Below are 23,869 nucleotides of genomic sequence, written 5' to 3'. Positions count from 1 at the left end.
CCGGACGAAGAGTCCCGATGAACGCCTCCCCTTCCGGCGGAGCGATCCATGGCGTCGTTCAACACTTCCTCCCGGTTCGCAGGCCGCCGCCCGTCCGCCCTGGCGGGCCGCGAGATCGGCGGCTGCCGCCACCAGAAGTGTGTCCCGGTCGTCCGACTGCAGGTACACCACCAGCCCGCGCACGTGGATCGGTGACGAAGAACGCGGTGCCCTCACGCTCGGACACCAGCCGTACCGCGCCGGCCGTCAGAACCGGGCGCGAGCGCAGTACACGGTGGTCGCGGTCCTGGCTGCGGGAACAGGTGCCCTCCTTGCGGACGCCTGCGGCCGAGAACGGAAGTCACCGTTGCCGGGGCCGCCGCGCTCAGTGGACATCGGCCGGTGTGTTCAGCACCCGGTCGTGGCCGGCCTCGCGGACCGGTCCGGTCAGGTGGATGGTGCCGGTGAGGCGGATGTCGATACTGGAGGCTCCGATCATCACGGAGATCTCGCCGGGTTCGACGATGCGCCTGAGGTCGGGGCCGGTGTACGCGAGGCGGTCGGTGTGCAGGCGGAAGGTGACCCTGCGTTGTTCGCCGGGGGCCAGCCGGACGCGCGCGAAGCCGGTCAGCTGGGTCAGCGGGCGCGGGAGCTGGGCGACGGGGTCGGCGGTGTAGAGCTGGACCACCTCGGAGCCGGGGACCTCGCCCGTGTTGCGGACCAGGCAGCTGATCTCGGCCTCGCCGTCGGTGCGGATCTCCTGGGCGCTCAGCTCGAACCCGTCGTAGGCGAACGTCGTGTACGACAGTCCGTGTCCGAAGGGGTAGGCCGGGGTGGGGTCGAGGTTGCTGACGCCCTCGGTGTTGCCGCCGAGCGGGGCGTGCAGGTAGGTGCCGGGCTGGCCGCCCGGGGTGCGCGGGATCTGGACGGGCAGTCTGCCCGACGGGGTGGTCCGCCCGGAGAGCACGCCGGCCAGGGCGGCGCCGCCCTCCTCGCCGGGGAAGAAGGCCTGGACGACGGCGGCCGCACGGTCGGTGTAGGCGCCGAGCGCGTACGGGCGGCCGGAGACGACGAGGAGCACGACCGGGGTGCCGGTGGCGAGCAGGGCCTCGACCAGTTCGCCCTGGACCCCCGGCAGCGCGAGGTCCTCGGCGTCGCATCCCTCGCCGGAGGTACCGAGGCCGAAGAGGCCGGCACGGTCACCGACGACGGCGACGCACACCTGCGCCTGCCGGGCTGCTTCCACCGCCGCGTCGAAGCCGTCGCGGTCGATGTCCTTGACGGGGCAGCCCTGTTCGTAGGTGATCAGGGCGCGGGGGAGTTCCGTGGCCAGGGCGTCGAGCAGGGAGAGCGCCTTGATGCCCTTGTCGTGGCCGGGGTGGTGGGGCAGGACGTGGTTGGGGAAGGAGTAGCAGCCGAAGAACGCGTTGGCGTCGTTGGCACAGGGGCCGACCAGGGCGATGGACGCCGTGTCCGCGGTGAGGGGGAGGAGGCTCTCCCGGTTGTCGAGCAGGACGATGCTCTGCTCGGCGAGGTCGCGGGCGATGGCGCGGTGCGCGGGCGGGTCGAGGTCGATCGGTCCCTCGATGTCGCCCTCCGGGGTGAAGCCGGCGTCGAGCAGCCCGAGGTCGACCTTCTGGTGCAGGACGCGGCGCACGGCCCGGTCGACGAGGTCTTCGGAGACGGTTCCGGCGCGGACGAGTTCGGCGAGGGGTTCGCCGTAGCAGAGGGTGTCGGGCAGTTCGACGTCGATGCCCGCCGTGAGGGCGCGGGCGCCGGCCTCGCCGTAGTCGGCGGCGATGCGGTGCATGGTGCGCAGGAACGCGACGGACCAGTAGTCGGAGACGACCGTGCCCTCGAATTGCCAGTCCTCGCGCAGGAGCCGGGTCAGGAGCCCGGCGTCGGCGCCGGCGGGCATGCCGTCGACGTCGGCGTAGGAGTTCATCACCGAGCGGGCGCCGCCCTCGCGTATCGCGGTCTCGAACGGCGGCAGGATGACGTCGGTGAACTCGCGGGGTCCCATGGAGACGGGGGCGTGGTTGCGGGCGGCCCTGGAGGCCGAGTACCCGGCGAAGTGCTTGAGCGTGGCGATGATCCCGGCGTTCTCCAGGCCGCGTACGTAGGCGGCGCCGCTGGTGGCGACGAGGTACGGGTCCTCGCCGAGAGTCTCCTCGACCCGGCCCCAGCGGTAGTCGCGTACGACGTCCAGGACGGGTGAGAGGCCCTGGTGGACGCCGACCTGGCGCATGCTGGTGCCGATGGCGTGGGCCATGCGTTCGACGAGGTCGGGGTCGAAGGCGGCGGCCCAGGCGAGGGGGGTGGGGAAGACGCTCGCGTGGTAGGCGGTGAAGCCGGTCAGGCACTCCTCGTGGGCGATGGCGGGGATGCCGAGCCGTGTGCTCTCCATCAACTCGCGCTGGAGGGCGGCGAGTTCACGGGCCCCTTGGGCGGGATCGACCGGCTTGGTGCCGAACGGGCGGGTGATGTGGCCCAGGCCGTCCTTGCTGGCCTGTGCGAAGTCGGTGTGGCGGGCGAAGACGTCCTGCATCGGGGCCACGTTGCCGCTGACGCGCTCGACCCCGGGCCAGGCGCTGCCGAGCTGGGCCAGCTTCTCCTCCAGGGTCATCTCCGTGAGCAGGGCCTCGACCCTGTCGGTACGGGGGCAGGCCGGATCGGCCCAAGGTGTGGTCATGGTGCATTCCTCGGGGTGGTGGCGCAGGACGGCGCGGGTGATTCAGGAAGAAGGGGAAGGGGCGGGCGGTGGTGCCGTGGAGGACCGGACGACGAGCTGGGTGGCCAGTTCCACCCGGTGGCTGTCGAGGGGTTCGCCCGCGGTGAGCCGGAGCAGGGTGCGCAGTGCGGCGCGGCCGATCTCGGCGAAGGGCTGCCGGACGGTGGTCAGGGGCGGGGCCGAGGTGCTGGCGGCGGCAGTGTCGTCGAAGCCGACGACGCTGACGTCCTCCGGCACGCGCAGTCCCTGGATCCGGGCGGCCTCGATGACACCGAACGCCTCCAGATCATTGCCGGCGAAGACGGCTGTGGGCGGCTCGTCGAGGGCGAAGAGTTCCTGGGCGGCCTGGTAGGCGGGTTCGAACCGGAAGGCTCCCCGCTTGATGAGGAGGGGATCGGGGGTGAGGCCGGCACCGCTGAGCGCGGCCTGGTAGCCGTGCAGGCGGGCGGTGTTGCACACGGCGTCATGCCGTCCCTCGATCATCGCGATCCGGCGGTGGCCGAGTTTCAGCAGGTGTTCGGTCGCGGCCATGCCGCCGCTGAAGTTCGTCGCGCCGATGCTGGGCACGGTGTCGTCGGGCACGTTCATCGGGTCGATCAGCACCAGCGGGATGCCGTGCTGCGCGAACTGCGCACGCTGGCGGGCGGTCAGCTCGGACGTCACCAGGATGACCCCCTCCCGCCCCGCGTTCGTGACCTTCCGGGCCCAGGCGGCGCCCAGGGGGTCGTCGGGCGCCGTGCCGATGACGACGTCGACGCCGGCCTCGGCCGCGGCCTGCGTCACACCCTGGGTGATCACCAGGTTGTTGGGGTTGACCAGCTGGTCGAAGGTCAGATCGATGGTCCGTACCGGCGACTGCGCGCCGCCCGGGCCACGGGCCACGTAGTCGCGTTCGACCAGCAGCTGCTCGATGCGGGCCCGGGTTTCGGGCGAGACGTCACTGCGGCCGTTGACCACCTTCGACACGGTGGCGACCGAGACGCCGGCTGCCTCGGCGATGCCGGTCAGGGTCGTCCGCTCGACGGCTCTCTTCGCCATGCTGATCCTTTCGAAGGTTTACGGGAAAGGTAGCGCAAGGTTTCGGAGTGGTCCAGAGCGGGCCTGGAGGAGAGATTTATTTCGGCAGGCATCTTGACCCGCCACAAACCGGCCCCTAATTTGTCGGCCAGAAAACGCAGAGGTTTCGAAAAGTTTCGAGTCGTGTATCGCGCTGCTGGCGAGCCCTACGAGCCGTCCGGCGCGTTCGATCCTCTGAAGAGCCGAAGGAGCTCCCCATGCCCTCGAGAATCCCCTCCCGTGTCCTGGTCACCGCCTCGGCGGCGGTCCTGGCCCTGACCCTCACCGCCTGCGGCAGCGGCGGGCGGACCGCCGGCGGCGGCTCCGGTGACGGCGCGCTGGCCTGGGCACTGACCCAGGGCTCCGAAGCGACCTTCCGGGCCTCCGCCACGGAGTGGAACAAGGAGCACCCCGAGAGCAAGATCAACTACCAGTACTTCCAGAACGACCCCTACAAGCAGAAGCTGCGCACCGCCGTGGGCGCCGGAAACGGTCCGGTCCTGTTCGAGAACTGGGGCGGCGGCGGCCTGAAGACCTATGTGGACGCGGGCAAGGTCGCCGACCTCACCGCCGATCTGAACGCCGACCCCGCGTGGAAGAACCGCATCTTCCCCTCGGTGCTGAAGTCCACCACCTTCGACGGCAAGACCTACGGCGTCCCGGTCAACGGCGTGCAGCCGGTGGTCCTTTACTTCAACAAGCAACTGTTCGAGAAAGTGGGCGCCGAGCCGCCGAAGACCTGGGACGACCTGCTCGCCCTGGTGAAGAAGTTCAAGGCCAAGGGCATCGCGCCGATCTCCATGGGCGGCGCCTCCAAGTGGCCCGACCTGATGTGGCTGGAGTACCTCGTCGACCGCGTCGGCGGACCCGAGACCTTCGCGAACATCGCCGCCGGCCGGAAGGGCGCCTGGACGGACCCGGCCGTCCTCAGGGCAGCGGAGATGATCAAGCAGCTCGTGGACGCCGGCGGCTTCGCCAAGGGCTTCACCTCCGTCTCCGCCGATACCGGCCAGGCCGAGGCCCAGCTCTACACCGGCAGGGCCGCGATGATCCTGCAGGGCAGCTGGGCCTACGGCACGATGGCCACCGGCTCGCCGAAGTTCGTCTCCGCCGGCAACCTCGGCTGGTCCGGCTTCCCGGCCGTCTCCGGCGGCAGGGGCGACGCGAGCGACATCGTCGGCAACACGGCCAACTTCTTCTCGGTGTCGGCACAGGCCGGCGCCAAGGAGAAGAAGACCGCGGTGGCCTACCTCAAGGACGGCGTCTACAACGACACCTACATCGACAGCCTCCTCAAGAACGGCGACGTCCCGCCCGTGAAGGACCTGGAGACCAAGCTCAAGGCCACCGACAACGCGGACTGGACGACGTACGTCTACGGTCTCGCCCGTGACGCGAAGAGTTTCCAGCTCTCCTGGGACCAGGCGCTCACCCCCGAACTCGGCAACGAACTGCTCACCCACCTCGACCAGCTCTTCCTCGGCGAGATCAGCCCGCAGCAGTTCTGCGCCCAGATGGACAAGGCGGCGCAGAAGTGAGCGCCTCCACCGCGTCCAAGGCCCCGCCGACGCGTTCCGGCGCCGGCGGCCCGCCGTTCCTCATGGCCCTGCCCGCCCTGCTGCTGTTCGCCCTGTTCGCGCTCGTGCCGATGGCGATCGTGATCTACCTGAGCTTCACCCGTTGGGACGGCCTGGGCAGCCCCGCGTGGGCAGGAGCAGACAACTGGCGCGAGGCACTGACCAGTGACGTCACCCGGCACGCTCTGTGGCTCACCGCCAAGATGATGGTGTTCTCCTGGATCGTGCAGACCCCGGTCAGCCTCCTGCTGGGCGTCTTCGTCGCCGGGAAACAGCGCTACCGCGCCCTGTTCGCCGTCTTCTACTTCGTCCCGCTGCTGATCTCCACGGCCGCGATCGCCGTCATCTTCAAGAACCTCCTCGACCCCAACTTCGGCCTCGGCGCAGCCCTGAACCTGCCCATCCTCGGCCAGGACTGGCTCGGCGACCCCCAACTGGCCTTCTACGCGGTGGTGTTCGTCATCACCTGGCAGTTCGTGCCCTTCCACACCCTGCTCTACCAAGCCGGAGCCCGGCAGATCCCCGCCTCGCTCTACGAGGCCGCGTCGATCGACGGCGCGGGCCGCCTCACCCAGTTCTGGCACATCACCCTGCCCCAGATGCGCTACACCATCGTCACGTCGTCGACGTTGATGGTCGTCGGCTCGCTCACCTACTTCGACCTGGTGTTCGTCCTCACCGGCGGCGGCCCCGGCTACGCCACCCGCATCCTGCCGCTCGACATGTACATCACGGGCTTCCAGAGCAACGAGATGGGCCTCGCCAGCGCCATCTCCGTGGTGCTCGTCGTGGCAGGACTCGTCGTCTCCCTCGCCCTCACTCGGTTCTCCGGTTTCAACCGGATGCGGAGCCAGCAGGCAGGTATGTGATGTCCGTGCTCTCCCACGCCCCGTCCACCGGTTCCCCCGGCACACCGCCCCAGGACGTTCCGTCGCCGGCACACCCCCGGCGCAATCCCCTCGGCAGCCTGCGCCGCGCCAACCCGCTCGGCGCAGTGGGCGGACTGCTCTGGCTGGTGATCGTCCTCGTGCCGGTCTACTGGGTCCTGGTCACCAGCCTGCGCACCCGCGAGGGCTTCTTCGACGCCAACCCGCTCTCCGTCCCCTCACACCCCACCCTGGACAACTACCGTCAGGTCCTCGACAACGGCTTCACGCACTACCTCCTCAACAGCACGCTGGTCACCATCGGTGCGACGCTGCTGACCGTCGTCGTCTCCTTCCTGGCGGCCTACGCGATCGTGCGCGGCACCAGCCGGGCCCTGCGCTGGGCGTTCAGCGTCTTCCTGCTGGGCCTCGCCATCCCGCTGCAGGCGACGATCATCCCGGTCTACTATCTGATCGCCAAAGCTCAGATGTACGACACCCTGGGCGCGATCGTGCTCCCCTCGGCGGCGTTCGCGATCCCGCTGACCGTGATCATCCTGGTCAACTTCCTGCGCGACATCCCCGGCGAACTGTACGAGTCGATGCGCGCCGACGGCGCCGGACACTGGCGCATGCTGTGGAGCCTCGCACTTCCCCTGTCCCGCCCCGCTCTGATCACGGTCGTCATCTACGACGCCCTGAACGTCTGGAACGGCTTCCTCTTCCCGCTGATCCTCACCCAGAGCCCGGACAAGAGAACCCTGCCCCTGTTCGTGTGGAGCTTCCAGGGCGAGTTCACCATCAACGTCCCGGCGATCCTGGCCGCAGTGGTCCTCTCCACACTGCCCATCCTCGTGCTCTACGTCCTGGGCCGCCGCCAGCTCATCGGCGGACTCACCGCCGGCTTCGGCAAGTGAGCGGGAACAGGCCGGCAACGCGAAGTGACTCGGCTCCGCCCTACTCGGGACAGGGGACTGCAAGACGCTCGGCGCGATTCCCGGGTCTGGTCACACGTTCTCCGGCACCGGGGATCCGATGCCCCGGCAACAATCCGTGGTCCCCTGGCCGGCCCCCATCGCCATCCTGTAAAACGAGCTCGCTCGCATCGCGGGCCCATCGGCTGACCGGGACGTCCAGCCCCGTTTTCCCGTACTTGAGGTGATCAGCGGAGCGATCTCGCCCACCTGTAAAGCGAGCCCTTTAACAACCTCGTGCACTGCTGGCCGTGGCCCGCCGTTCCGGTAGCCCGTTGGACTGGGCATGGTGGGGGCTGGGGCGCGCGAACTGATCGTGGCGGAGTGCCGGATCACTGGATTGTCGCCGACGTCGATTGCTGAACTCGTCACTGAGACAGGGCCGTTGTGGCACGCGCAGCAGATCTACGCCGGGGAGGGCCAGGTCTTCGTCGTCGCCCGGATCTATGGTCCCGGCGGCCGCCCATTGGCCGACCCACTGCCCGAGGACGCCGAGGGCATCCTGTACGCCGACATCGACCTGGCCGCGATCCGGTTCGCCAAGGCCACCGCCGACCTGGGCGGGCACTACGCACGCCCCGACGTCCCGGCTCCTCCCCGATCGCGCCGAGCGACGCCCCGTGGCGTACGCCGCCCACGCCACCCGGGAGGCCGAGCGCTTCGACGATGTCGAGGCGATCATCACGGAGCAGGAGCAGGAGCAGGAGCAGGAGCAGGAGCAGGAGCAGGAGCAGGAGCCGGAGCTGGAGCCGGAGCGGGGGCCGGAGGCGACAGTGGTCGGCTGACGCCCCGCGCCACCACGCGCAACGGATGGCGCGGACGCCTTCGTCCCACGCTGCTCTGCGGGCGCCCACCCGCAGGTCCCGGCTCAGTGAAGTGAGGGCACGTACGCGACCCCGAAACGGAACTCCCGCCGCCGGCCCGGCTCCAGTGACACGGCGGTGGCGAGTTCCGGGCGGTTGAACGCGTCCGTGGGTACCTCGACGGGCTCCAGGGCGATGGACCCGCGCCGGTCGCGAGCAAGGGTGTCGCCGGTGAACACGTGCAGGTACCCGCCGTGCTGCCACACCCGTAGTTCGGCTCCGGTCGCGGGGTCGCTCAGCACAGTCTCGGCCCGGGCGCCGGGTCCGGGGGCCAGGTCCGCGAAGCAGGCGTCGATGACGGCGTCGCCGAGCCTCCTGGGCGTACGGAAGTCCATGTCGGGGCAGCGGTCCAGGGGCAGCAGGGCGTCCTTTCCGCGCAGGGGGATGAGGGAGGCGTCGGTACGGATGAGGGTGTGGGCGGGGATCCGCAGGACCAGGTCGTCGATGGGGCGGGAGAGGGTGAAGTACGGGTGCCAGCCCGCCGCGTAGGGGGCGGTGGTCTCTCCCACGTTCGTCGCCCGGATCTCGACGCCCAGCTCGCGGCGGCCGATCGTGTACTCCACGTCGAGGTCCAGCGCGAACGGGTAGCCGGGGTGCCGGCCCGGCCTGATGCTCGTGCCGCGCAGCAGCAGCCGTGCCGAGTCGGGCGTCATGGTGGCCGCGACGAGCCGGAACGGCGCTTCACGCGCGAAGCCGTGGTAGACCGTGCGGTCCCCGACGCGGCCGGGCAGCAGGTCGTGGTCGCGGCCGCCGTGGCGGTAGCGGCCGTCGGCGACACGGTTGGGGAACGGGGCGAGCAGGCCCGCCCGTACGCCGTCCTGCGATCGCAGTTCGGCCTCGTCGCGGTAGCCGTCCGTCAGTTCCGTGAACTGCCCGGCCGCTCCGTGTCCGACCTGCCAGCTCAGCAGCGTCGCCCCGCGCAGGGCGAGGACGGCGCGCACAGCACCGTCCGGCGCGGAGACCGTCACGGTGGGTTCGTCGCCGAGGTGGCCCTCGGCGATCCGGAACGTGTCGGCCGTTGCGCCACCGCCCCCGCCTGTCACCCGGCTTCCGGGACGAGCTTCTTCGCGCCCGTCATGATGGCCACCGCGTCCTCCATCGAGTGCGACTGCGGGGTGATGACCCCGGCGCAGCCGCCGAGGCGCTGGATGTGGATGCGGTCGGCGACGTCGAAGACGTTGGGCATGTTGTGGCTGATCAGGATGATGCCGAGACCCTGGTCGCGCAGGTCGCGGACGAGCTTGAGGACCTGGCCGGTCTCGCGGACGCCCAGCGCTGCGGTGGGCTCGTCGAGGATGACGACCCGGCCGCCGAAGGCGCCCGCCCGGGCGACGGCCACCGACTGGCGCTGGCCGCCGGAGAGCGTCTCCACGGCCTGGTTGATGTTCTGCAGGGTGCTGATGCCCAGCCGCTTGATGTGGTCGGACGCCTGGCGCTTCATCTCGCCGGTGTCGAGCATGCGGAACACCGAGCCGAGCACCCCCTTGCGGCGGATCTCGCGGGCGAGGAACAGGTTGCTGGCGATGTCCAGCGCCGGGGCCACGGCGAGAGTCTGGTAGACCGTCTCGATGCCGGCCTCGCGGGCGTCCTGCGGGCGCTTGAAGTTCACCTCGGAGCCGTCGACCAGGATGCTGCCCCGGTCGGGCACGAGCGCCCCGGAGAGGCACTTGATCAGGGTGGACTTGCCGGCGCCGTTGTCGCCGATGACGGCGAGGACCTCGCCTGGGTAGAGGGTGAGGTCGACGTCGTTCAGGCCGACGACCCGGCCGAAGACCTTGACCAGGCCCTTGGCTTCGAGAACGGGGGCGGTGGTGGTCGTCACGACTTCACACTCCGGATCCACTGGTCGACGGAGACAGCCGCGATCACCAGCACGCCGACTGTCAGGACTTGGTAGTTGGGGTCGATCCCGGCCAGTGCCAGACCGTTGACGAAGACCTGGACGATGAGCGCGCCGATCAACGAGCCGAGCACCACGCCGCGTCCGCCGAACAGACTGGTCCCGCCGATGACGACGGCGGTGATGGACTGCAGGTTGGCGTTGAGACCACTGTTGGGGTCGCCGCCGCCGACCCGGCCGACCAGGATCCAGGCGCCCACCGCGATGGCGAACCCGCCGACCAGGTAGGCGCTCAGCAGCACCCGGTTGACGGAGATGCCGGCGAGGCGGGAGGCCTCGATGTCGTCGCCCACGGCGTACAGGTGCCGGCCCCAGGCGGTGTAGCGCAGCGCGTAGCCGACCACCGCGTACAGGGCGATCATGAGCAGGACGCCGGTGGTCAGGTTCAACTGCCCGATGGAGACCGTGTCCGCGCTCCACATGAGGATGTTGCCCGGGTCCAGCGACACGGTCTGGCCCTTGGCGTAGATGAGCGTGATCGCGGTGAAGATGCTGAGGGTGCCGAGCGTGACGATGAACGGTGGCAGCTTGATCCTGGTCACCAGCAGTCCGTTGACCGCTTGCGCGGCGATGGCCACGGCCGCTCCCGCGAGCAGGGCGAGCACGCCCGGCAGGTGGTTGTCCGCGACGAGCTTCGACATCAGCAGCGAGGCCAGCACCATGACCGCGCCGATGGACAGGTCGATGCCGGCCGTGAGGATGATGACGGTCTGGCCGACGGCCAACGAGCCGATGACGGCCACCTGTTGGGCGACGAGCGACAGATTCTGCAAGGCGTAGAAGCGGTCGTTGATGAGGGAGAACACGATGGCGGCGAGCACCAGGACGATCGCGGGGCTCAGCGCCGGCTGACGGTGCAGCACCGACTGGATGCGCTGGGCCGGCGTGGCGGGCCGGTTGAGGAAGTCCTCCGCCGGCGCCGGTGTTGCTTCACTGTCCACGTGGGTGGTCACAGGGGGTCCTTCCGGTTCTGTCCCTCGTGCGGGCTTGTGGGCGCGTGTGGTGCGGGTGCGCCGCCAGTGCCGGACCGGCGGCGCACCGGGCCGACCGGGTCAGCTGCCCCAGCAGGCGGAAGCGGCCTGCGTCGGGGACTGGACCGTCAGACCTCCGATGGCCTTGGCGGCGACCAGCGCGGTGCCGGTGTCGTAGAACGACTTGCCGTTGGTGACGCTGGGCTTGCTGCCGCCGCGGGCCAGCTTCGCGATGGAACTGACGCCGAGGGCGGCCATCTTGCCGGGGTACTGCACGGCGTCGGCGGCGAACTCTCCGCTGGTGACGTTCTTCAGACCCGAGCAGCTGCCGTCGATCGCGTAGATCGCGACGGTCTTCTCCTTGTTCGCCGCCTTCAGCGCGTTGTACGCGCCCTCGCCCGCCGGCTCGTTGATCGCGTACACCACGTTGATGTTCGGGTTGGCCGAGAGGCAGTTCTCCATCGCGGTGCGTCCGCCGTCGATGGCGCCCTGGGTGGGCTGGTGGCAGGCGACCGTGTACGTGCCGCCCTTGCCGGCGGTGTACTTCCCGGACTTGGCCTCCTTGCCGTTCTCGGTCTTGCTGCCCGGGTCGATGCCCATGCCCTCCAGGAAGCCGTGGTCGCGGTCGATGTCCACCGAGACGACCTGGTTGTTGAACAGGTCGAGCATGGCGATGACCGCGGGCTTGCCGTCCAGGGCGGCCGCCGCGTACTGGCCGTCGAGCTTGCCCGCCTGCTCGTTGTCGGTCGCGTAGGTGATGTCCGCGACGTTCGCCGGATTCGGCGCGGTGTCCAGGGCGATCACGAAGAGGCCGGCCTGCTTGGCGCGCTTCAGCGCGGTGTTCACCGCGTCGCCGTTGGTGGTGATCAGGATGCCCTTGTCGCCGCGCGAGACGGCGTTGTCGATGGCGGTGATCTGGGTCTGGGTGTCGCCGTCCGACGTGCCCGCCGCCACGGTGAGGCTCACCTTGTCCTTGGCGGCCTGCGTCTTGGCGTCCTTCTCCATGCTCACGAAGTACGGGTTGCTCAGCGTCTTCAGGATCAGTGACACGCCCACCTTCCCGCTGCCGGACGACGAGGAGCCCGAGCCGGAGGAGCCGCAGGCGGCGAGAGTGGCGCCGAGGCAGACGGTGACGCCGATGGCTGCCGCCCGGGTGCGCCGACTGCGGAGGCCCGACGCCTGGCTGGAGGAGAGGTTCATGAGGTGATCCCTTTCGAGCCGTCTCTTGGTCGACGCTGAGACAACGTTGACTCGACGGGATACTGAGCCCGTATGGACGAGCGCGTCAAGACACTGGTAAACATGCGTCGGCAACAAGTCGGTAACGCGCAACCAGTTGGAGACAACGATGACTCAGGGCGAGCCGCCGTCGCCGTCCCCCCGCAGCCGGCCCACCATGCGCGAGGTGGCGGCACTGGCAGGCGTCGCCATCAAGACGGTTTCCCGCGTGGTCAACGACGTGCCCACCGTCGATCCGGCCATCGCATCCCGGGTGCGTGACGCGGCCGACAAACTGGGCTACCGGCCCAACCTGACCGCCAGCAGCCTGCGCCGCGGGGACGGCCGTACGGCCACGATCGGGATGCTCGTCGAGGACGCGGCGAACCCCTTCTCGGCGGCCCTGAGCCGAACCGTCGAGAACGTGGCACGGGAGCGCGGAGTGCTCGTGCTGGTCGGAAGCCTCGACGAGGACCCGGCCCGGGAACGGGAGTTGGCCCGCGCTCTCATCGACCGGCGGGTCGACGGCCTGGTGATCGTGCCGGCCGGCCGCGACCACAGCTACCTGATCAGCGAGCAGCGTTCGGGCACCTGCGTGGTCTTCGTCGACCGCGAGCCCAGCCTGCTCGACGCGGACACCGTCGTCTCCGACAACCGGCAGGGTGCCCTCACCGCCGTCAACCACCTGCTGAAGTCCGGCCACCGCCGCATCGCCTACCTCGGTGACCGCGCGACCATCTCCACCGCCGCCCAGCGTTTCGACGGCTACCGACACGCCCTGGAAGTCGGGCACATCGAGTACGACGACGAGATCGTCCGGCACACCGGGGCCAGTGAGGAATCCGCGATCGCCGCGACCGAGCGGCTCCTGGCGCTGCCGAACCCGCCCACCGCGCTGTTCACAAGCCAGAACTTCGTCACCATAGGGGCGGTACGCGCGCTGCGCGCATTCGGTCTCCAGGACACCGTCGCCCACGTGGGCTTCGACGACTTCCCCCTGGCCGACATCCTCAGCCCGGGTATCTCGGTCATCGCCCAGGACGTCGAGCAGTTGGGCAGGACGGCCGCCGAGATGCTCTTCCGCAGACTGGACGGCGACCGGTCACCCACCCGGGCGGTCACCATTCCGACCCGGCTGATCGAGCGGGGCTCCGGCGAGATCACGGTCGAAGGACCCCACCAAGACTGAACCACCGCACGCGAGGGCACGGCAGCCCGCCCGCCGTGACTTTGATCGGCGAAGCCCTCATTGACATGACTCTTCCGGGGATGGTGTCTCTTGCCGGTGGTGCACCCGATCAAGGTGTGGGAGTGCGAGGACGTCTGCCAGGGACACGCTTGGCCGTTTCTTGAGTCGGCACGGCACGGTCGGCGAGGTCGGGGGGATGTGGTCGCGTCTCGTGCGGGACGGGCTGCTGCAGCTCCGGAAGTCGGACAAGTGAGTGAAGCGTCCAGGGAAAAGGTGTGAGTCTAAACAGTTTGGTGAGTGAATATTGCTACCGTGGGGCCCAGTTGAGCGTTCTGGGAGGGTGAGTGGATCAGTCGCGCGGAGAGACTGCGGTGAACGCGACCGAGGCGCGTGCCGAGCTTTTCGCCCTGGTGAAGCGGGCTGAGGAGGACGGGGTCTCGACGCTGATCCACAAGCGGGATGAGTACGCCCTGCTGGTACCGCTGGCCCGGTTTCCGGCAGCCCGCAAGTCCGGCGCGTTCCCGTCCCACGCACTGAGCGCGGCCCAGAAAGACCTCGGCGACCTCGTCACTCGTGCGGCTCAGGGCAACCCGCAGGTGCTGAGGCGCAACACCACGCCCATCGCGGTGCTGCTCCCCGCTGCTGCCCCAGGTGTCCTCTCGTCCGACACGGCCGCGCACCCGGGCGCGGCGTCTGCAGGAGGTGCGGTGAACAGCCCACACATTCAGGACCGCGGCAGTGCGCCCCGCAGGCTCGCCACGCTCGGCGACGCTGTGGGGTCCGTCCTCGCCTCCGGGCCCGCCGCAGGCCCCACGTTCGGGCTGGCCGGGCTGGACGCGGCGACGGGTGGTCTGCAGCCGGGCCGGCTGACCCTCGTGGCGGCGGCCCCGAACGTCGGCGGAAGCCTGCTGGGTCTGGCCGCCGCGCGGCAGAGCGCGCTCGTGGACCGCCGTACGGTCCTGTACGCGGCGTCGGGCCCCAACCGCGACGACATCTTCCGCCGGATCGTTGCCGCGGAGACCGGGGGCGACTACCCGCGACTGAAGCAGGGCCGCCTCACTCCTCACGAGCAGGAGGTCGCCCACCAGCTGGTCCAGGCGGGCGACCTCCTGATGATCGACGACGGCAGTGACCTGACCGCCGAGGACATCGCGGAGACCGCCCCGCACATGGAGGGCCTGGCCCTCGTGGTCGTGGACCGCCTCCAGGCCGCCCACAGCGCCCGGCTGCCGCTGTCCGGGGACCGTCTCCCGGATGCCTCCCAGGTCCTGGCCTCCCTCGCGCGCACCCTGCACGTGCCGGTTCTCGCCATCGTCGACAGCGACGACCCCGCGCTCCTGGGACTCCTGGACGCCGACATCACGCTGACGCTCACGTCGACCGACGACCCTGCCAAGGTCCAGGTGGCGGTCGCCGAGCGTGACTTCGGCACGATCGGCTCGGCACACCTGAGCCCCGACCTGCTGCACGCCCGCTTCCTCGACACCGGCAACACCTCCGCCACCCCTACGGTCGGCGACCGATCCGCGCCCATTCTGGGCAGCACCGTGGAGCGGGAGTTGGCCGAAGCAGCGCTTCCCTACACCTCCGGCGCCCGGCAGGGACTGCCCGCAGCCGTCACCCACGTCCTGGCCGCACTGCGCACCGCACTCACCAACGGCGCCCAGAACTCCCTGGACGACCTTCGGCCGTCGCTCGCCGATATCGCCGCGGCACCACCCCGACTGCCGGACACCGACGAGGGACGCCGCCTCGCCGCCGCGCTGAACGCATACAACGCCGCCGCCGCGCCCGCCGACGCCACCGAACAGCCTGTCGCCGTTCAGTCCACCGAGACCAGTGGCCACGGCCGGGACGACGAAGACGACACAGAAGAAGAGGTGGAACTTCAGCCGGGAGACGAGGAGGACGAGCCCGAGACAGCGGTCTTCCCGGCGTTGAGGATCCTCAAGGACGCGGTCGGCCGGTCGAAGATGCACCCGATCCCGGTCATCGGCATCGAGGCACGGGAGAGCGGTCCGTGGCCGCTGATCAGTGAGCACATGGACGGCGAGCCCCGCTGGGTCCACCCCGACGTCACCAGCACGCGCGTTCCCCTCCTCCGGGAGAACGGGAAGCGGGTCCGGCGAGACCTGCTCGACGTGCCCGACTCCTTCGGCGCGGGCGTGATGTGCCTGATCGACCGCAACGGCTCCTATCCGTCCGCCTGTTCAGCCGTCCCCCTGGCCCCGAACAAGCTGCTGCACACCGGCCCACTTGAGGCGTTCGACAAGGCCGGCGCCGGTATCTACCTCATCGGCATCCCGCAGTGGACGCGCACGGACATGCCGCACCCATTGGGGCGGATCATCGACCGGCCCGACGACCAGGGGCGCGTGTGGGTCACCACCCCGCACATCAAGCTGCTCGCGAGGCTCGTCCGCGAAGAGCACCTTGCCGCCATGCCGGCGATCCACGACTCGTGGACGGGGAAGGCCAACGAGTCACTGTTCAAACCGTTCTACGAGGCCACCCGGAAGGCGCGTACCGAACTCGTCGTGGCCGGCGGCGAACCCTACAAGGCGTACAAGACACGGCTGTCGATCGCGCTGCGTCTGCTGTGGCCCAAGCGGCAGGAACAGCGGTCCCCGTTCTGGAGGCCGGACTGGCGCATGAGCATGGTCGCGGAGGCGTCCGTGCGGCACTGGATGGCGGCCTTCAAGGCGGTCCAGGCCGGCCACACGCTCATCGCACTGCGCAACGTGGATGCGGCCGTCTTCTGGACACCCGAGGAGGCATCACCCGCCACCTACCGGATCGGGACCGGCTTCGGCGAGGTCAAGGCCAAGTACATCGAACGAGGGCAGATGATCCCCGAGGGTGACGACTGATGGCCGGACCCACCGGACGCGGCGACTCCCTCGGCGCCGCTCTGGGCGACCTCCTGCGCGCCCAGGTCACGCCCCGCCACCGCCTGTCGTCCTACACCGCCAAACACTGGCACGCCCAGCTCTCCCAGCTCACCGCGACCCACCGCGGCTACCACGCCCTGGACGAGGCCGGCCTCGACGTCACCGCCAAGACGCTCCTCAACTGGCTGTCCGATCCCGAGTACAACGTCCGCCGCGGCTACCGGGACCTCATCCACACCGCCTACGAGAACGTCGCTCTCGTCCCAGCCGACCCGATCCCCGACCACGTCAAGGACGGCCAGTGGGAGATCAGCGGCTACGTCACCACCGGAACCGACCGCCGCGAGCGCGGAACACGCGCTGCCGCGCCCCTGCGGATCGACGGGAGCCGGGGCGACTGGGACGCGATCGAGGATCTCTGGATGGCCGGCGAGCTCACCGACACCGGGTTCGAGGACCACTTCATCGACGACGTCATCGTGGCGGACATCGGTGAAGGGACCGACGGATGGACTTTCGACGGCAGCTCGTACTCCGTTGAACTCAGGTAGCACCACCAGCGGGGCAGGCCACTGCTGGGCCTTGACCGGGTCAAGGCCCCTCGACAAAACACGGCGCCGCAACAGCAAATCCGCTACGCGCGTGATGGCCGCATGGTCGGCAACGCCCTCCTGGACGACCACGCTGAACCCGCCTCCGACAGCGGCTTCAAGCGGCGCAGCACGTAGATTCCCAGGATCATCTCCTTGAGGGCCGCCGCAAAGCTCTCACGTGTCCCGATGAGGCCTCCACCGGATCTATCGGGCGACGATCGACTTCGACTTCGATGCACGCATGCAAGCGTCGTCATCGCGAAACCCGCCAAGCCGAGGCGGGGACGACCACGCCATCACCGAAGGCCCATAAGGGGGCTAAATGCGACTTTAGTAAGTATCCCGCGCGAAGTGGACCTTCTGTAACCTGCCTTCTTCAACTGTTCCGTCTACCGTCTGCTTCAGATGCTGGAACAGAAATCGTTGCAGCGGGGCACGGTGACGAAGTTTCTCAAGTCCTCGCTGCCACCGCCCGTGTTCGCGGCGTCCTCACTGGCTACAGCAGCCACTCCGCCCGCCACCCGCCCGGACTTCGCACCCGCTACCCGCCTTGCGTGCGCAGCCGATGCTCGTACGCGAAGATCACGACCTGTACCCGGTCGCGGAGCTGCAGTTTGGTGAGGATGCGGGTGATGTGGGTCTTGACGGTGGCCTCGGTGAGGAAGAGACGTTCGGCGAGCTCGGCGTTCGACAGGCCGGCGGCGATGAGGTGGAACACGTCCCTTTCGCGGGGCGTCAGTCGGGCGAAGAGTGCGCCCGCGTCGTCTGCGCGGGGCCACGGGGCGATCTGGGCGAAGCGGTCGACGAGACCGCGGGTGATGCGCGGGGTGAGGACGGCGTCGCCGGAGGCCACGGCCCGGATCGCCGCCTGGAGCGCGGCCGGGACGACGTCCTTGAGGAGGAACCCGCAGGCTCCGGCGCGGAGGCCCTCGAAGGCGTACTCGTCGAGGTCGAAGGTGGTGAGGATGAGAACGCGCGAGGCTGTGCTGGAGGTGATGCGCCGGGTCGCTTCAATCCCGTCCATGACCGGCATCCGTACGTCCATGAGCACCACGTCCGGCAGGGTGCGCCGCGTGAGGTCGACCGCCTCCTGCCCGTTGGCGGCTTCGCCGACGACAGTGATGTCCGGCATCGTGTCGAGGAGGCTGCGGAAGGCCATGCGGATGAGTGCCTGGTCGTCGGCGAGCAGGACCGAGATGGTCATCGCGGTTCCCCCAGCTTCAGCTCGCCCGAGACGACCCACCCTGACGCGGTGGGTCCTGCCCGGAGGTCACCGTCGAACATCGCGACCCGTTCCCGCATCCCGGTCAGCCCGTTGCCGGCATGTCCTGCGGCGCCGGACCCGGAGGCCGGTCTGCCGTCGTCGGTGACGCTGAAGCCGACCAGGTCACCGCCGCAGTGCAGGACGACGTCCACCGTCGAGGCGTTCCGGGCGTGCCTGACGACGTTCGTGAGCGACTCCTGGAGGATCCGGTAGACCGTCGTCTGCGCCTCCGCGCTCAGGGCCTCCGGGCTGCCGGTCTCGGTCAGCCGGACATCCAGGCCGGTGCCGCGGGCCTCGTCCACCAGGGCATCGAGCGAGCCGAGGTCCGGCTGCGGGGCCCGGTCGCCACCGTCGTCGGCCCGCAGGACGCCGAGGAGCCGGCGCATTCCGGCGAGGGACTGCCGACCGGTCGACGCGGCCTGGAGCATCTTCCCGCGGGCGCCCTCCGGATCGGTCGCGGTGGTCGCGGCGGCAGCCTCGGAGAGGGCCACGACGACGACCAGGCCGTGGGCGACGATGTCGTGCATCTCCCGCGCGATCCGGGTGCGTTCGGCCGCCGCGGCGAGCTGTGCCTGCTGGGCGCGCTCCTGCTCCAGGCGTTGCGCGCGGTCCTCGATGGAGGCGAGGTAGCGCCGCTGGGCCCGCACGGTGGTGCCGAGGAAGAACGCCGCGGCGCCCAGACCGCTGAGGATGACGAAGGCATCGTTGACGCTCGTGGCCGGAGCGAACCGTACCGCGATCAGGACGACACCGAGTTCGACGGCCGCGGCAGCCGCGAGCGAGTGCCGAAGACCGCGGTGGGCGGCGACCGTGTAGAGCCCGACCAGCACGGCGAACTCGGAGAACGAGACCGTACCGAGCACCCAGGTTCCCATCGCCACGGCCCAGCAGAACCAGAACACGGCGACCGGAGCCCGGCGGCGCAGCAGGAGGGGGGAGATCACGGTGATCGCCAGCACCCAGTCCAGCACACGGGACCGGTTGTAGAGCAGCTCGTGCGACGCGGCGACGGCGCACAGGACGGGCGGCCCGAGGAGCAGTACGAGGGACAGCGACGGGCGGACCCGCGACGGACCGTGCGCCGGCTGGAGGTGCTTCATTCCGCCGACATTACGGAAGGGCGCTCCCGGCGGCATCAATCGAAGGTCTTACATCCGGCGGAAAGTGACCACCATTGTCGGATGTGCCTGTCCCGGTGGCGCTTTTAGCGTCGCGGCATGAGAAAACGACCAGCGACCACGGCCATGAAGGTTCCGGAGATCGCGCTCATCTTCTGGATCGCGAAACTGTGCACCACCGGATTCGGTGAGTCCTTCTCCGACTACGTCTTCTTCAACGACTACATCGGACAGCACGCGGCCATGCTCATGGGCCTCGGCCTGCTCCTCGTATGCCTGGCCGTGCAGTTCACCACCACGAAATACATTCCGTGGGTCTACTGGCTCGCGGTGACGGCCGTGAGCATATTCGGGACGATGTCGGCGGACTTCCTGAACAAAGATCTGGGAATGCCGCTCTACGCCTCCACACTGATGCTGGTGGCCGTCCAGGCAGCTGTCTTCGCCGCCTGGTACGCCACGCAACGCACCCTGGACGTGCACAGCATCAACAACCGTCTGCGGGAGCTGTTCTACTGGCTGACCGTCCTGTGCACCTTCGCCTTGGGAACAGCCGCGGGCGATTTCGCGGCCGTAACCCTGGGACTGGGCACCTTGGCGTCGTCCTTCGTCTTCCTGGGGATCATTCTGATCCCCGCGGCCGGCTATCGCTGGTTCCGTCTCAACGAGGTTCTGGCCTTCTGGTTCGCCTACACCATCACCCGCCCCCTGGGCGCCTCCGTCGCGGACTGGCTCTCCGTACCTGCCCCTTATGGGGACGGAATTCAATTGGGGACCGGGCCCATAAGCCTGGTCCTCGGGATTCTCCTCGCGGGAGTTGTCGCGGTGGTCGCATCACAACACCGTCGGTCCAGTCCCCCGAAAGCGGCACCCCTGGAGGCGACAGTTCAGGGCCATTGACCATGCCGGGAAGAGCCGGCCCGGTCACTCACGGGTCCCCGCCGGTCCGGTTCGCCGACGGGGACTCAGAGTCGCGGCCGTGCGATCGCTCCGCCCGCCGGCGTCGTCGCCCGCATCGAGAGCTGGGAGGAGGCGCTCGAATCTCACCGACGTGCATGCCATGGCCGTGGTGGTCCGCCGGTTCGACGTGGTCGCGGTGCAGGAGGTGCGCGGGAGTCTTCGGGCCCTGCGCCATGTGCTCAAAGTCCTGGGGGAGGACTGGGAATTCATCCTGACCGACGTCACCGAAGGGAAGGCCGGCAACGACGAGCGTCTGGCGTTCTTGTTCGATACGCGGCGCATCAAGCCGTCCGGGCTGGCCTGCGAGTCGGGGGTGCCGATCGGGCAGGAGGCGGGTGTCGGTGCGGCCGCGCTGGAGCGGCAGTTCGCCCGTACCCCCTACGCGGTGAGCTTTCTGGCGGCCGGGCAGACGTTCACGCTGTTCACACTCCACGTCGACGACGGCAAGAAGGCCGCTGAGCGGGTGCCGGAGCTGAAGGCGATCGCGCAGTGGCTGGCCCGGCGGGCGGAGCAGGAGTTCGGCTGGGACCACAACCTCATCGCGCTGGGCGACTTCAACATCGACCGTGTCGGCGACCCGCTGTTCGAGGCCTTCACCTCCACCGGCCTGACTCCGGCACCACACTTGCCGGGGCCGGCGCGCACCATCTTCGACACGCCGGGGGCGGAGCCCTTCTACGACCAGATCGCCTGGCTCACCAAGGGGCAGAAACGCCGTCCGGTCCTGAACCTTGAGGCCGTCGCCGGCGGCCAGGTCGACGTCGTCGACTCGCTGCAGGGCGACCGTACGCTCACGGACCTGTCCTGGCACATCTCCGACCACTTCCCGATGTGGGCGGAGTTCGTGGTCCCGAAGGAATGACCCGATCCGGGGCCATCGTCATCACCTTGTACGGCGTGCTCGTGCGGGCCGACATCGCGCCGCACGCCCCGGAAGCCGACCTGCCGGTCCTCGTGATCGAGGTCGACCGGTGCGCAGAGGCCGACGAGGTGCGGGCGGCAGAACAGGCAAAGCAGGAGTGTGCCGGGAGAGGGCCGTGACGGACCGCCCNGACCGCCCCGGCTCAGGCGCTGTGGACCCCGACCTCGTACAGCGAGTACCCCCAGTCTGTTCCGCGATCGAGGCCGTGGACGCGGACGTAGCGGGCCGGAGTCCCGGTGAACCGGGCCGTGTCCAGGCCGCCGTCGCCGCTCGTGGTGGACCAGGCGGTCTGCCAGTTCGTGCCGTCGGTGGAGAGCTCGATGCGATACGACTTCCCGTACGCGCGCTCCCAGTCCAAGGTCACCCGGGAGACCAGGTGGGTGGAGCCCAGGTCCACCTGCCACCACTGGTCGTCGCTCCAGTCGCTGGCCCAGCGGGTGGCGTCGTCGCCGTCGACGGCTCGGCCCGGCTGGTAGCTGGTGAACGGATTCGACTCGGACGAACTGGCCGTCGACGGCTGCCCCTTGGCGAGGTTCACCGAGGCCTGGTGCTGTTCGGTGGCCCGCCAGGTGTCCAGGTAGGACTCGGCGCCCCGGAACAGGTCGTTCACCACGTCCTGGCCGCCGACCTGCCGGATGTCCTCGATCCAGTCGGGGATCATCCCGGCGTGGGCAGCGCCGTCGGTGTTGATGTCGAAGATGCGCTCGCCGGAGGTCTGCCTGTCGATGACGGAGCCGCCGTCGACGCTCTTGAAGGGGTACGTCACCTTGTTCGCGGCGTCCGCGCCCCGAGGGGCGGGATGGTCGCCGATGCCGTTGAAGTCGGTGCCGTAGCCGTAGCCCACGCCGTACTTGTCGCGCAGTGCCTTGGTCCGGGCGGCTTCCGCGACGAAGCCCTCGGAGCCGTGCATGTACTGGGCGACGAAGCCGCCGAGGGCGTAGACCCGTTCGGTCCAGCTCAGGTCCATCCAGCTGTGCGAGGAGATCACGCCGGGGTAGGACGCCGACTCCAGGATGTCCAGCGCCTGGCCGACCGCCTTGACACCCATGTGGTCGATCTCCAGCATCATCTTGCGTTTCATCATGCCGCGCACGGCGTACTCGCCGAGTTCGGTGAGGCCGCGCTTGTTGCACTGCGCGTTCGAGTCGTACGAGGGGACGTCCACGCCGGCGGGCAGGTCCGACTCCGCCTCGGACGTGGCGCTCCCGATGGGGTTGTCGTGCTGCGGGCCGGTGCACTTCTCGGTCTGCCAGAAGGTGCCGGTGGACAGGAACTGGCCGACGTTGATGGCCGTTCCGAGGCCGCCGGAGTCGAAGCGGACGCCGCACAGCGCGTTGTCGAACTTGTGGCAGAGGAACATGGAACGGACGCCGAGGGCGTACAGCTCGTCGAGTCCCTTGTCGATGTCCTGCTTGCTGCACTGCGGGATGTCGAGGATCTGCTTGCAGCCGAAGGGTTCGGAGGTCTCGACCCCGAGGACGACGGCGAGTTTGCCCTCCTCGATGACCTGCCGCGCCTGCGCGCTGTCGGTGACGATCCGGAACCAGCCCTTGCCGGTGCCGCCGTACATCTCGTCGATGTACGCCTGGAGCGCGTAGGTCATCTTCGCCTGCAGCCGGATCGAGGTCATCTCGTCACAACTGCGGTCCTTGAAGGGGTAGATGGAGCAGATCATGCCGTTGGTGACGAGGTCGTTGACGAGTACGCGCTGTCCGCCGCGCCAGGCCCGCTCGACCCAGGCGTAGTAGTCGGCCTGGTGGGTCATCGAGTCGTACGCGGGCCAGTCCTTGAAGGTCGGCCAGCCGACCGGGTCGTGCTTGCCGTCGCCCCCGTGGGTGATGTAGTCGAAGATCGCGAGGGTGCCGTCGGGGTAGTGCTCGGGGCAGTCCTTCAGGGCGTCGGCGACACCGGCCTCGGAGAAGACCTTGCCGCAGATCAGCCGGCCGCCGAAGGCCTCGTTGCCGAAGAGGTGGTTGTGCGCGTCGACGAACCCCTGTACCTCTCCTGCCGAGTTGGTGCCGGTGAAGGGCTCGCCGGTGACGTTGATCTGAACGTCCGGGGCGGGGCGGGCGGTCGGGATCCACCAGTCGTTGCCGGCCGCCGAACTCGGGGTGGGCCCGAGGGCCATGGCCAGTACCAGGAGCAGCAGCGACAGCATGGTGGCGTGCCTGCGTCTGCGGTACGAGCGTCGAAGCGGCGTCAAGGCCCACATCCCTCGGTCGGTGAGAAGACGCGGTTGACCGACCGTTGAGGTTGTCATGACCCGCGCAATACCTGGGACGAGGATCGGGCCGCATGCCTGCTGAGTCAAGCGTCCGGAACGCCTTGGCTGATCTTTCCGCGGCGGGACTCCCGAACTGCGGTCTCAGTGGCAGGATTCCCGGGCCCAGGCACCCAGTATGGGGACGCATTGCTCGGCGAATTACTCGTAGTCGGCAGGGGTGTTGTAGCCGTGGGCGGACACGCGAAGGTAACCGATGCCGTGGGAGCTGGTGAAGGTCGCCTCCACGGCGAGTTCGCGGGCCACCCGGTCGCGCAGTGCGTCGGCGTCGATCCGGGTGCGCCCGAGGCCGTCGGGCAGCCGCACCAGGCGCATGCCGGGGACGGGCATACCGGCCTCGGCTCGGCTGCTCTCACCGGTCAGCCGTTCGAAGGCTGCGCCGATGACATGGGCGGCATGGTCCGCCAGGCGGTGCATGCAGAGGTGGGCCGCGGTCCAGCAGCACGCCGGTGTCCACGATCAGCACCCGGTGGGCCTCCGCACCGTGGAGCGTGCTCACCTCCCGAACACGGACAA

Annotated in this window: 21 protein-coding genes; 11 read left to right on the top strand and 10 right to left on the bottom strand. The window is 69.2% G+C overall.

Translation table 11 applies throughout. The annotated features are described in order from the left end of the window. Window positions 1-364: 364 nt before the first annotated feature. Both JHN45_RS24005 and JHN45_RS24000 read right to left on the bottom strand, forming a co-directional pair. A complete protein-coding gene (locus tag JHN45_RS24005; RefSeq protein WP_201050581.1) occupies window positions 365-2,671 on the bottom strand; it encodes a glycoside hydrolase family 3 N-terminal domain-containing protein in 2,307 nt (768 codons plus the stop codon). 42 nt (window positions 2,672-2,713) lie between these two features. Then, complete coding sequence (locus JHN45_RS24000; protein ID WP_201050580.1) at window positions 2,714-3,748, bottom strand: LacI family DNA-binding transcriptional regulator; 1,035 nt, start codon at window positions 3,746-3,748, stop codon at window positions 2,714-2,716. A 236-nt stretch (window positions 3,749-3,984) separates the two neighbouring features. On the opposite strand from JHN45_RS24000, the gene JHN45_RS23995 reads away from it, so the two are divergent. The 4 genes from JHN45_RS23995 to JHN45_RS53145 all read left to right on the top strand — a co-directional run bounded on the left by JHN45_RS23995 (window position 3,985) and on the right by JHN45_RS53145 (window position 7,968). Beyond that, window positions 3,985-5,304, top strand: coding sequence for an extracellular solute-binding protein (locus tag JHN45_RS23995; RefSeq protein ID WP_201050579.1), 1,320 nt, complete (start codon window positions 3,985-3,987; stop codon window positions 5,302-5,304). 62 nt (window positions 5,305-5,366) lie between these two features. Continuing rightward, window positions 5,367-6,212: a carbohydrate ABC transporter permease gene (locus JHN45_RS23990; RefSeq protein ID WP_201050598.1), complete on the top strand. Its 846-nt coding sequence runs from the start codon at window positions 5,367-5,369 to the stop codon at window positions 6,210-6,212. After that, a complete protein-coding gene (locus tag JHN45_RS23985) occupies window positions 6,212-7,126 on the top strand; it encodes a carbohydrate ABC transporter permease (protein WP_201050578.1) in 915 nt (304 codons plus the stop codon). Before JHN45_RS23990 ends, JHN45_RS23985 begins: the two co-directional genes overlap by 1 nt. Before the next feature lie 677 nt (window positions 7,127-7,803). Beyond that, entirely contained in the window at window positions 7,804-7,968 is a 165-nt protein-coding gene (locus JHN45_RS53145) for a hypothetical protein (RefSeq protein ID WP_236584014.1), read from the top strand. Window positions 7,969-8,051: 83 nt separating this feature from the next. On the opposite strand, the gene JHN45_RS23975 is transcribed toward JHN45_RS53145, so the two are convergent. The 4 genes from JHN45_RS23975 to JHN45_RS23960 form a co-directional block, all read right to left on the bottom strand. Further along, entirely contained in the window at window positions 8,052-9,089 is a 1,038-nt protein-coding gene (locus JHN45_RS23975) for an aldose 1-epimerase (RefSeq protein WP_201050577.1), read from the bottom strand. Then, window positions 9,086-9,868: an ATP-binding cassette domain-containing protein gene (locus JHN45_RS23970; RefSeq protein WP_200709180.1), complete on the bottom strand. Its 783-nt coding sequence runs from the start codon at window positions 9,866-9,868 to the stop codon at window positions 9,086-9,088. The genes JHN45_RS23975 and JHN45_RS23970 overlap by 4 nt, the downstream gene beginning before the upstream one ends. Next, on the bottom strand, window positions 9,865-10,899 hold the full coding sequence (locus JHN45_RS23965) for an ABC transporter permease (RefSeq protein WP_201050576.1): 1,035 nt from the start codon (window positions 10,897-10,899) through the stop codon (window positions 9,865-9,867). Before JHN45_RS23965 ends, JHN45_RS23970 begins: the two co-directional genes overlap by 4 nt. A gap of 99 nt (window positions 10,900-10,998) precedes the next feature. After that, the gene (locus JHN45_RS23960; protein WP_201050575.1) at window positions 10,999-12,117 is read right to left on the bottom strand and encodes a substrate-binding domain-containing protein; all 1,119 of its coding nucleotides are present in this window, start codon (window positions 12,115-12,117) and stop codon (window positions 10,999-11,001) included. A gap of 148 nt (window positions 12,118-12,265) precedes the next feature. Here JHN45_RS23960 and JHN45_RS23955 point away from each other — a divergent pair, with 148 nt between their 5' ends. The 4 genes from JHN45_RS23955 (at window position 12,266) to JHN45_RS54760 (ending at window position 16,943) form a co-directional block, all read left to right on the top strand. Continuing rightward, a complete protein-coding gene (locus tag JHN45_RS23955) occupies window positions 12,266-13,324 on the top strand; it encodes a LacI family DNA-binding transcriptional regulator (RefSeq protein ID WP_201050574.1) in 1,059 nt (352 codons plus the stop codon). A gap of 371 nt (window positions 13,325-13,695) precedes the next feature. Beyond that, window positions 13,696-16,194: a DnaB-like helicase C-terminal domain-containing protein gene (locus JHN45_RS23950; RefSeq protein WP_201050573.1), complete on the top strand. Its 2,499-nt coding sequence runs from the start codon at window positions 13,696-13,698 to the stop codon at window positions 16,192-16,194. Beyond that, the gene (locus JHN45_RS23945) at window positions 16,194-16,766 is read left to right on the top strand and encodes a hypothetical protein (RefSeq protein WP_201050572.1); all 573 of its coding nucleotides are present in this window, start codon (window positions 16,194-16,196) and stop codon (window positions 16,764-16,766) included. Before JHN45_RS23950 ends, JHN45_RS23945 begins: the two co-directional genes overlap by 1 nt. 102 nt (window positions 16,767-16,868) lie before the next feature. After that, window positions 16,869-16,943: a hypothetical protein gene (locus JHN45_RS54760; RefSeq protein WP_374195641.1), complete on the top strand. Its 75-nt coding sequence runs from the start codon at window positions 16,869-16,871 to the stop codon at window positions 16,941-16,943. A 406-nt stretch (window positions 16,944-17,349) separates the two neighbouring features. Here JHN45_RS54760 and JHN45_RS23940 read toward each other — a convergent pair whose 3' ends face one another. Then, entirely contained in the window at window positions 17,350-18,012 is a 663-nt protein-coding gene (locus tag JHN45_RS23940) for a response regulator transcription factor (RefSeq protein ID WP_201050571.1), read from the bottom strand. Continuing rightward, window positions 18,009-19,172 carry a sensor histidine kinase gene (locus JHN45_RS23935; RefSeq protein WP_201050570.1) on the bottom strand — a complete coding sequence of 388 codons (1,164 nt, stop codon included), beginning with the start codon at window positions 19,170-19,172 and terminating at the stop codon, window positions 18,009-18,011. Before JHN45_RS23935 ends, JHN45_RS23940 begins: the two co-directional genes overlap by 4 nt. 117 nt (window positions 19,173-19,289) lie before the next feature. Between JHN45_RS23935 and JHN45_RS23930 the strand changes: the two genes are divergently transcribed. The 3 genes from JHN45_RS23930 (at window position 19,290) to JHN45_RS23920 (ending at window position 21,191) form a co-directional block, all read left to right on the top strand. Continuing rightward, window positions 19,290-20,090 (top strand): hypothetical protein, encoded by an 801-nt coding sequence (locus JHN45_RS23930; protein ID WP_201050569.1) that lies wholly within the window; start codon window positions 19,290-19,292, stop codon window positions 20,088-20,090. A gap of 151 nt (window positions 20,091-20,241) precedes the next feature. Further along, entirely contained in the window at window positions 20,242-21,012 is a 771-nt protein-coding gene (locus JHN45_RS23925; protein WP_201050568.1) for an endonuclease/exonuclease/phosphatase family protein, read from the top strand. Then, entirely contained in the window at window positions 21,009-21,191 is a 183-nt protein-coding gene (locus JHN45_RS23920) for a hypothetical protein (RefSeq protein ID WP_201050567.1), read from the top strand. Before JHN45_RS23925 ends, JHN45_RS23920 begins: the two co-directional genes overlap by 4 nt. Window positions 21,192-21,214: 23 nt before the next feature. Here the strand turns inward: JHN45_RS23920 and JHN45_RS23915 are convergent, their stop codons facing one another. Together JHN45_RS23915 and JHN45_RS23910 are read right to left on the bottom strand one after the other, a co-directional pair. Beyond that, on the bottom strand, window positions 21,215-23,284 hold the full coding sequence (locus JHN45_RS23915; protein ID WP_201050566.1) for a discoidin domain-containing protein: 2,070 nt from the start codon (window positions 23,282-23,284) through the stop codon (window positions 21,215-21,217). Window positions 23,285-23,494: 210 nt separating this feature from the next. Continuing rightward, entirely contained in the window at window positions 23,495-23,770 is a 276-nt protein-coding gene (locus JHN45_RS23910; RefSeq protein ID WP_374195639.1) for a hypothetical protein, read from the bottom strand. Window positions 23,771-23,869: the final 99 nt, after the last annotated feature.

The sequence above is a fragment of the Streptomyces sp. MBT53 genome (assembly GCF_016654115.1).
Classification (GTDB): Bacteria; Actinomycetota; Actinomycetes; order Streptomycetales; family Streptomycetaceae; genus Streptomyces.
The sequence above is the reverse complement of the archived record's forward strand: the minus strand, read 5'-3'. Positions and strand labels throughout refer to the sequence as shown.